This window comes from Stenotrophomonas sp. (assembly GCF_032066555.1).
In the GTDB taxonomy this organism is placed as follows: Bacteria; Pseudomonadota; Gammaproteobacteria; order Xanthomonadales; family Xanthomonadaceae; genus Stenotrophomonas.
Genome location: NZ_DAMBKV010000003.1, coordinates 331448 through 339795 on the forward strand (window position 1 = coordinate 331448; position 8348 = coordinate 339795).

The 8348-nt window shown below is 67.0% G+C and carries 6 protein-coding genes; all 6 read right to left on the bottom strand.

What is annotated here, in order from left to right:
- Positions 1 to 264: 264 nt before the first annotated feature.
- Positions 265 to 1128: a PA4780 family RIO1-like protein kinase gene (locus RT131_RS06485; RefSeq protein WP_313171304.1), complete on the bottom strand. Its 864-nt coding sequence runs from the start codon at positions 1126 to 1128 to the stop codon at positions 265 to 267.
- A gap of 272 nt (positions 1129 to 1400) precedes the next feature.
- Positions 1401 to 2957: an FAD-binding oxidoreductase gene (locus RT131_RS06490; protein ID WP_313171305.1), complete on the bottom strand. Its 1557-nt coding sequence runs from the start codon at positions 2955 to 2957 to the stop codon at positions 1401 to 1403.
- A gap of 14 nt (positions 2958 to 2971) precedes the next feature.
- Complete coding sequence (locus RT131_RS06495) at positions 2972 to 4552, bottom strand: alpha/beta fold hydrolase (RefSeq protein ID WP_312916886.1); 1581 nt, start codon at positions 4550 to 4552, stop codon at positions 2972 to 2974.
- Between the two features lie 9 nt (positions 4553 to 4561).
- Complete coding sequence (locus tag RT131_RS06500) at positions 4562 to 5569, bottom strand: NADP-dependent oxidoreductase (protein WP_313171308.1); 1008 nt, start codon at positions 5567 to 5569, stop codon at positions 4562 to 4564.
- Positions 5569 to 6741, bottom strand: coding sequence for an acyl-CoA dehydrogenase family protein (locus RT131_RS06505; RefSeq protein WP_312916884.1), 1173 nt, complete (start codon positions 6739 to 6741; stop codon positions 5569 to 5571). Before RT131_RS06505 ends, RT131_RS06500 begins: the two co-directional genes overlap by 1 nt.
- A 55-nt stretch (positions 6742 to 6796) precedes the next feature.
- Positions 6797 to 8197, bottom strand: coding sequence for an NAD(P)/FAD-dependent oxidoreductase (locus RT131_RS06510; protein WP_313171310.1), 1401 nt, complete (start codon positions 8195 to 8197; stop codon positions 6797 to 6799).
- Positions 8198 to 8348: the final 151 nt, after the last annotated feature.

The following is an 8348-nucleotide window of genomic DNA, read 5'->3' on the forward strand; positions in this document are numbered from 1 at the left end:
TTGGCTTTTGCGGCTTTTCAGGCGCCGCTGGCTTCGCGGCTTACGCCGCTCCTACGAGGCTGGTGGATTACTGGGAAAGCCCCTGCCGAGCATGGCTCGGCACTACCGCTTCTGCCCCCTCCCTTGCGCCGCAGGCGGAGGGGAGGGTTGGGGAGGGGTTGGCTTTTGTGGCCTTTCAGCGCTGCTGGCTTCGCGGCTTACGCCGCTTCTACGAGGCTGGTGGATTACTGGGAAAGCCTCTGCCGAGCATGGCTCGGCACTACCTTAGTAGCCTTCTTCTTCCGCGGCGGCTTCGCGCCCTTGTTGGCGGATCAGTGCTTCTTCGCGGGCATCGTTGATGGCGTGACGCACGCTGTCCAGGTCAACCGCACGTTCGTCCGGCGTGTACTGCCCGGTCAGGACGGTGTCGGGTAGCAGATCACCTGCCTGGAACAGCTCCCACATTTCCTCGCCATACCAGGTATCCAGCAACGCCGGCGCACTGCGGCCCAGGTAGGCGGTGAGGTTGTTGACGTCACGCAGCAGCATGGTGCGCGCGGCATTGTTGCCACCTGCACTGACCACCTGCGGGAAATCGATCACCACCGGGCCATCCGGCCCGACCAGCACGTTGTAGGGCGACAGGTCGCCATGGATCAGGCCGCAGCACAGCATCAGCTTGACCTGCTGCACCAGCACGGCGTGGAACTCGGCGGCCTGCTCGGCGCCCAGCTCCACCTCGCCCAGGCGCGCAGCGCTATAGCCCTCGGCATCGGTCACCAGTTCCATCACCAGCACGCCCTGGAAATAGCCAAACGGCTCGGGCACGCGCACGCCGGCATCGCGCAGCTGGTACAGCGCGTCCACCTCGGTGTTCTTCCACGCCGCTTCGGCCTGCTTGCGGCCGTAGTTGCTGGCCTTGCCGATGGCGCGGGCCTCGCGGCTGCCGCGGACCTTGCGGCCTTCCTGGTACTGCACGCGCTGCTGGAAACTGCGCTGCGCCATGTCCTTGTAGACCTTGGCGCAACGGACTTCATCGCCGCTGCGGACGACATAGACCGCCGCCTCCTTGCCGCTCTTGAGTGGTCGCAGCACTTCGTCGATGACGCCGTCGTCTATCAGTACCTGCAGTTGTTGGGGTGTTTTCACAGTGTCTCGGTGGATGCGGGTGGCGGTCCGATCTGCATCGAACGTGGGCCGTCCGGGTGGGATCAGGCGGGCATATTGTTGCCGATGGTACGGAAACCGGCCAGCCATGGACGTGACGGGGGTTCAGGCTGGGCAGTTCCGCCGGCACCTACGCGAACGGCCAGGCGTTGGGCCTGGCCGTTGGTCGGTGATCGCAGGTCGCAGGTCGCAGCAGGCTGCGCCCACCCTCTCCCCAACCCCTCTCCCGGAGGGAGAGGGGCTAGAGCGCACCCTCAGCGGCTGAGCACACCAGGGTTCATCAGGCCCTTGGGGTCGAGCTGGTTCTTGACTGCATCCAGCACGGCCAACGCCGCCGGGTCACGGCCGGCGCGGTAGTCGTAGAACTTGCCCAGCTGCAGGTTGGCAGCGCCATGCGCACGCATGGTGTCGGCGATCTGCCGCTTGAGCGTGTCGGCCGCCGCGCGTGCGTCCAGGTGTTCACCCGGGCAGCCGATGCGCTCGCGGTGGTCGGCATCGACGGTGCGCACGTGGAACGCATTGTGGCTGTCCGGCCAGTAGATGCAGGGCTCGATCACCACCGTCTGCGCGCCCACGCTGGACAGCAGGGTGCCGATGAACAGGCCGTGCTTTTCCATGGTTTCCTGCTCGCGCGCGAACAGGTCCTGCAGGGCGTTGAACATGCTGCTGGCCTTGGAATGCGGCACCAGCGCGTGCACCGGCGCCCAGCGCTCGCCCTGCGGGCCGAGCATCGAGTTCCAGGCCGCGAACGGATTGGCCGCCATCATCTTGGCGATCGACGGTTCGATACTTTCACCGAACTCGCCCACCAGCTTGCGCGCACGCGCCACGCGATCGGCTACCTCGGCGGCGCTGTCGCCTTCCAGGGTGATGTGCAGCGAGAACTGCTCCTGGTCAACGATGTCGCGGCCCTTCACCGCCAGCTTCAGGCCGGAGATCAGGCCGCCCTTCTTGATCACGTTGGTCAGCGCCTTGACGTCGTTGGACAGGCCGGCGCGGCGCATGCGCACACGGGTCAGCGCCGGGTCGAAGGCGGCCGTTTCGCTGGCCAGGCCATGCCGCGAGAGCACACCCAAGGCACCGAACAGACCTTCGGCCGTCGGGAATTGCCAGGACAGGTAGTCGATATGCGCATGCTTGGGAATGAGCTTGAGCACGATGCGCGTCTTGATGCCGAGCAGGCCGCAGTCGCCCAGGAACAGACCGGTCAGGTCCGGCCCGTACCAACGGAAGAACGGGCTGGTATTGGCCGCGGCCGCCGAACCGGTGGTGAGGATGTCGCCATTGGCGGTAACCACCTGCAGGCCCAGCACCACATCGGCCGAGCAGCCATAGCGCGCGGTGCCGTGGAAGATCGCGCCCTGCGACATGCCGCCACCCACGGTGGCATGCGAGCCGGACATCGGCCCGAAGTACGGCGTGCGTACGCCCTTGGCATCCAGCGCTTCCTTGAGCGCGCGCCAGGTGACGCCGGCCTCGACCACCACGTAGGCGTCTTCCAGGTTGATCTCGACGATCTTGTCCAGTGTGCCGGTGTCCACCAGCACGCTGGGGCTCTGCGCCGCGGTATAGCCGCCGGTGTAGCTCATGCCACCGCCACGGGCGATGACCGCCACACCGGCATCGGTGAGCTGCTTGACCGCATCGGCCAGCTGCTGCGCGTCGTTCGGGCGCAGCACGGCCAGCAGCGGCTTGCCCTGCGAATAGACGTCGGTGGAGAAGTACTCAAGCTCGCCCGCATCGGTGACGATGCTGCCGCCCCAGCTGGATTGCAGGCGGTCGATGACGGCGGTTGCGGTGTCGTTGCTCATGGGGGTCCTTCGGCTCAGGCAGACAGGGCGGCAGCGCGCCCCTGGTAATCGGATTCGGCATCGCCAACCACGCGCAGCGGCACCGGCAAGGCACGCAGGCGGGCAGCCAGGTCGGGGTGGGTGACATCGCGCAACAGCCCGTGCAGGCGGCTGCCCAGGCGCAGCAGCTCCACCACGTTGTCGTGCACCCGCGCAGGCGCCGGTGCGTCCACGCGGCGACGCGCGGCGGCGCTGGGCGGCAGCCACGGCCACAGCAGGTGGCGCTCGCGCTCCCACTGCCAGGCATCGCAGAGATAGCCACCGGCGCGATCAATGACAGTGCTCGGCAGGCCCTGCAGCAGCAAGGCCTGTTCTTCGGCGGTGAGCAGCCAGGGCGAATGCAGTACGACCTCGGCAACCGCTGCGCCCAGTACCTGCACCAGCGCAGGTACGTAGCCGGCGGCAGCGCCGTGCGCTTCGATCACCAGCGGCAGGGCGTTGTCGGCGGGAATGGCGGCGAGCAGTGCGGCCACCAGGGTGGCGGCGTCCAGCGCGCCGTCGCTTTCGCAGGACGCGCCATGGCCTGGCAGATCAGGCAGCAGCCAGGCGCTGTCGCCAGCGTCGATCTGCAACGGCGACAACGGTCGCGTGCCGGGGGCATGCAGGCACAGGCGCAGCACGCCCTGCCCTGCCCGTTCCCACACCGCCATGTCACCGGCGCCGGTGGTGATGATGCGGCGCTGCCAGGTGTTGGATGGCAGCGCCGGAGCGGCGGCTTCGACAAAGGCCGGTTCGTTGGCCAGGGTCTGCGCCAACCAGCCGTCCATGCCGTCCTGCATCGCGGGGATGCCGTTGGGTTCTTCAAGCACCGTGACATTGGCCGGCAGGTCGCGCAGGCGCGGCATATGTGCCAGCAGCGGATCACCATGGCGGTAAACCAGCCACGACGGCATCTGCAGCTCACCCAGCCAATGGTGGTCGTTGTGGCGGAACGCGGCGGCGTAACCGGCGCGATAGGTATCGCCCACGTCGAGCACGTCCATCACCGTTTCGCGGCTGCTTTCGGTGGTCTGAGGCGGAATCGCCATGGCCGCTTCGGCACGGCCGTCATACCAGGGGAAGTAATACTTCTGCTCACGCATGCGCGACCACAGCCAGCGCAGGTGGGAGCCATCCCATTGCGGCACGAACGGCGGCAGGTAGGCATCGCCGTACAGTGTGGATTCCTGTGGGGTGAACGCGGCATAGCCATCAACCACCAATGCGGCCACGCGGGTGGGATTGGCCCAGGCCAGCCAGGTCGCGATCAGGCCGCCGGTATGCATGCCGAACACGGCAAAACGCTGCAGGCCCAGCGCATCGACGAACTGCAGGGTTGCAGCGCCGAACTCGGCAATCGTCATCGGGTTGCCGGGCAAGGCATCGGAATAGCCGAAACCGGGCGTGTCCGGCGCGATCACCGTGTAGCGGTCGGCATAGCGCTGCTGCATCTGCGCCCACATCCGCGAGTTCTGCGGCGACTGGTGGATCAACAGCAGGGCCGGTCCACTGCCGGCGATACGGTAATGCACCTGCCGCCCGTTGACGGACACGAAGCGGCGTTGGATCTGGGTCATGCGTATTCCTTAAAGCCGTACCAGCGCCTTGCCCAGGTTCTCGCCCTTGAGCAGGCCAATGAAACCAGCCGGCGCAGCGGCCAGCCCGTCGTGGATATGTTCGCGGTAGCGCAGCGTGCCTGCGGCGATCATCTGCGCCAGCTCCGCGCGGCATTGCACGAAGTCGGCCAGGTGGTCGTAGACCACCAGGCCCTCAAGCCGTGCACGCGCACCAATCACCGGCCCCAGGTTGGGCCCGGCCGGGCGTTCAGCGCGGTTGTACTGGTCACTGAGCCCGCACAGCACCACCCGTGCCTGCAGGCGCAGCAGTGACAACGCGGCCTCCAGCACCGCGCCGCCGACATTGTCGAAATAGCCATCGATGCCGTCCGCGCAGGCGGCGCGCAGGGCTTGGGCAAAGTCCGCATCGCGATAGCTGACACAGGCATCGAAGCCGAATTCATCGGTGACGATGGCGCACTTCTGCGCGCTGCCGGCAATGCCGACCACGCGGCAACCGGCGGCCTTGCACAGCTGGCCGACGACGCTGCCAACCGCGCCGGCGGCGGTGGATACCAGGATGGTTTGGCCGGCCTTTGGCTGCAGGATCCTGCGCACGCCGGCCCAGGCGGTAAGCCCAGGAATACCGAGTACGCCAACGGCGGTGCTGGCCGGTGCCAGCGCCGTATCCACCACGGCGGCGGTGTTTGCATCAATGGTGGCGAATTCGGCCCAGCCGGTCATGCCGGTGACCACGTCGCCGATCTGGAAGCGCCCGCTGCGATCTTCAATCACCGTGCCGATGCCGTAGCCCGGCACGATGCTGCCCAGCGGCGGGCAGGGCAGCGCGTAACGGCCACCGAGCTGCGCACGCAGGAACGGGTCCAGCGACAGATGGCTAACCCGCACCAATAGCTGGCCATCGCCGGGCACCGGCAACGGCAGCTGCTGCAATTCAAAATCCTGCAGCTGCGGCAGGCCCTGTGGAACCTGCCGCAGGCAGACGGCCTGCATGGTGCTGTGCAGGCCGTCCATCATCAGAACGCGTTGATGCCGGTCAGCTCGCGGCCGATCACCAGCTGGTGCACGGTCTCGGTGCCTTCGTACGTGATCACCGACTCCAGGTTCAGCGCATGACGGATCGCACCGTGCTCGGTGGTGATGCCGGCACCGCCAAGCAGGTCACGGCACTCGCGGGCGATGTCGATGGCCAGGCGGCAGTTGTTCCACTTGGCCAGCGAGACCTGCTGCGGCTGCATCTGCCCTGCGTCCTTCAGGCGACCGAGCTGCAGCACCAGCAACTGACCGGCGGTGATGCGGCGGGCCATGTCGGCCATCTTGATCTGCGCGCTCTGGGTGGCAGCCACCGGGCGGCCGAACAGGATGCGCTCCTTGGTGTAGGCCAGCACTTCGTCCAGGCAGGCAATCGCAGCGCCCAGCGGGCCCCAGGTGATGCCGTAACGGGCCTGGGTGAGGCAGCCCAGCGGGCCCTTCAGGCCCTTCACGTTGGGCAGGCGGTTGGCGTCAGGCACGCGCACGTTGTCGAAGAACAGCGCGCCGGTCACCGAGGCACGCAGGCTCATCTTGTGCTTGATCTCCTGGGCGGTGAAGCCCGGGGTGCCCTTCTCGATGACGAAGCCCTGCACACCTTCGTCGGTGTTGGCCCAGACGATGGCGATATCGGCCACCGAGCCGTTGGTGATCCACATCTTGGAACCGTTGATCACCCAGTCACCGCCGTCCTTCACCGCGCGGGTCTTCATGCTGGCCGGGTCGGAACCGCCATGGGCTTCGGTCAGGCCGAAGCAGCCGATCACCTTGCCGCGCGCCATGTCCGGCAGCCAGCGCATGCGCTGCTCTTCCGAGCCGTAGGCATAGATGGGGTACATGCACAGCGAGCTCTGCACCGAAACGAAGCTGCGCAGGCCGGAATCGCCGCGCTCCAGTTCCTGGCAGATCAGGCCGTAGCTGACGCTGTTCAAGCCGGCGCCGCCGTACTGTTCCGGCAGCGAACTGCCGAGCAGGCCCATGTCGGCGATCTCGGGGATCAGCTCATTGGGGAAGCGGCCCTGGTCGAAGCAGTCGCCGATGATCGGCAGCACGCGCTCGTCGGTGAAACGGGCAACGGAATCCTGTACAGCGCGTTCTTCCTCGCTCAGCAGCGAACGCACGTCGAACAAATCGTAGGGGTTCAGTGTCTTCAGGCTCATTACTGTCTCTGGAAGGCGCATCCGCGCCCGGAAGGTAGGGGATAAGGTAGTTCAATCAGGCCGAAAGAATTGCTGCAGCTGCACGCTCGCCCGAGGTGACGGCCGCTTCCATGCCCGGAACCTGCAGCTCGGTCTGCTCGCCGGCAAAGTGGATGCGCCCGAACGGGGTGTTGGCCCAGCGCAGGGTTTCGGCAAAACGGCCCGGGGCGATCTCCGAGAACGCACCATCGGCCAGCGGGTCATTGCCCCAGCTGCGGGTCTCCAGCGGCAGCAGCGCGCCCTTGGCGGCCGGGCGCAGGCGCTCCATGGCATTGATGACCCAGGCAAACCGGGCCTCGCGGTCCAGGCTGTCGGCATGCTGGGCCATGGCACCGTTGAGCCAGACGATCAGGCGGTTGGTCTGGCCATCAGCGCCGGGCACGGCAAACACGCGCTGCAGCGGGCCATCGCCCCACAGCGACAAGGGCAGGCCGTCGTCTTCCCAGAACGCGCGGGTCGGATGCAGGTGCACGGTGGTCACCGCATTGGAGCGGCGTGCCGCCCAGACCTCCTGCTGGCCGACCGGCGGCGCCGGGTCGATGGCGATACGGCTGAGCGGGCCACTGGGCAGGGCCAGCACCAGGTGCGCGGCGCGGAAGCGGCGGCCGTCAAGGCAGCGCACCTCCAGGCCGGCACGGCCGGACTCGACCCGGCTGACCTGCGCGCCCAGCACCGGCGGCTGTGCCAGTGAGGCGGCCATCGCCTCCGGCAAGGCCTGGCTGCCGCCCTGCACCCAACCGGTGCCGCGCGAGCCGAACCGCCGCAGCGCATCGCGGCGCAGGGCATCCAGCGCGCTGATGGTCTGCAGCGAGGAAAAACTGTTGCCGATATCCATCCACTGCAGCGCCTGTGGCGACCAGCCCTTGCTGGCGATCAACTGCGACAGGGGGATATCCAGCGAGAGATTGGCAGGGTCGCGCCAGCTGTCCACTGCCGGCAGGCCGAGCTCGCCCATGGCGGTGGTCAGCAGCATGGGCGGCAGCAGGCTGTGCTCGCGGCCCTGCAGGGTATTGAGTGGGCTATCAGCCCATTGCGTGGCCGGTACCAGAGCATCGCCGATGGCCAGACCCAGACCGGCAGCGGTGGGCAGCGCGGCCGAGGGCGGCACGATATCCACACCTACGCGCTTGGCGTGGGCATGCACGCGCTCGTAGCCGGTGCCGACTTCCACCCCACCGATTTCAAAACGGATGCCGTTGCGCACCACGGTCTGCAGGCGGCCACCAACGCGCGGGTTGGCCTCCAGCACGGTGACGCGGGCGCCGCCGGCTTCCAGTGCATGCGCAGCGGCCAGGCCAGCCAGGCCGGCGCCGATCACGATCACATCGCTGCTCGGCACCTTGGCATGCAGCATGCCCGGCAGCAATGACAGTGCGGCCATGCCGGAAACTCCCTTGATGAAATCGCGACGTTGCATTGGTTCTGCCTGCTGGGTGCGGAGTGCTTTGTTTTGTTGCAGTTGCTGTTGCTTCAAATGCCGTCATTCCCGCGAAGGCGGAAATCGCTCTTGCTTTCGCTCTTGCTTTCGCTCTTGCTTTCGCTCTTGCTTTCGCTCTTGCTTTCGCTCT

Coding starts and splice junctions, on each gene's coding strand:
- RT131_RS06490 (WP_313171305.1), bottom strand. CDS start 2,957: ATGAGCAACGACACCGCAACCGCCGTCATCGACCGCCTGCAATCCAGC.
- RT131_RS06495 (WP_312916886.1), bottom strand. CDS start 4,552: ATGACCCAGATCCAACGCCGCTTCGTGTCCGTCAACGGGCGGCAGGTG.
- RT131_RS06500 (WP_313171308.1), bottom strand. CDS start 5,569: ATGATGGACGGCCTGCACAGCACCATGCAGGCCGTCTGCCTGCGGCAG.
- RT131_RS06505 (WP_312916884.1), bottom strand. CDS start 6,741: ATGAGCCTGAAGACACTGAACCCCTACGATTTGTTCGACGTGCGTTCG.
- RT131_RS06510 (WP_313171310.1), bottom strand. CDS start 8,197: ATGCAACGTCGCGATTTCATCAAGGGAGTTTCCGGCATGGCCGCACTG.